Source organism: Neisseria sp. P0021.S006 (assembly GCF_051956895.1).
Genome location: NZ_JBQCWZ010000715.1, coordinates 1 through 711, shown reverse-complemented (window position 1 = coordinate 711; position 711 = coordinate 1). Strand labels below are relative to the sequence as shown.

General features: G+C 48.4%; 1 protein-coding gene. It reads right to left on the bottom strand.

From position 1 onward, the window contains the following. A partial coding sequence (locus ACTHUM_RS16660) for a Na+/H+ antiporter NhaC family protein (RefSeq protein ID WP_440403514.1) occupies nucleotides 1-666 on the bottom strand: 666 nt, incomplete at its 3' end. Nucleotides 667-711 lie beyond the last annotated feature (45 nt).

Sequence of the window (711 nt, the reverse complement as noted above, 5' to 3'; positions counted from 1 at the left end):
GTTCATATCATGCGCGGCAACATTAGGCAAGAGCCACAACATCAATGCTGCACTGATCAACCACGCAGGCACAGTGGTGTACATCATGTTTTTGATGTGTTCGAACAAATCCATGCCGACAATCGAAGCGGAAATACCGGTCGTATCGGAAAGCGGCGACATTTTATCGCCAAAGAACGCACCCGACACAATCGCGCCTGCCGTCATCGCCATATCGGCATGAAACGCAGCCGCCATACCCATAAATGCCACGCCGACAGTCGCACAAGTCGTCAAACTACTGCCGATGGAAATACCGATGATTGAGCAAAGCGCAAACGCCGAGAAATAAAAATAAGTCGGCGAAATCAATCCGAAACCGTAATACATCAGCGTCGGAATCGCACCGCTCATCATCAGCGCGCTGACCATCAGGCCGATAAAGAAAAACAGATAAATCGCACCCATGCCCTGCCCGACCGCGCCTATCATACCGTTTTGCATGTCTTGATATTTCAAGCCACGCATCAAACCGTACAACAGCAAGACCACGATCGCCTTCACAATCGACATATGCGGCAGCCATTCAAGCGAAATAATCGTGTAACCCATTGCCGCCACCAAAGCCAAGGCCACAGCGATGGCCTCAAAGCGCGGCATATTAAGTAAGGATTTGAAAGCAAACATTGTTCTTTGCCTTTTTAATAAGTATTTAACAGATTTTAGCATAAC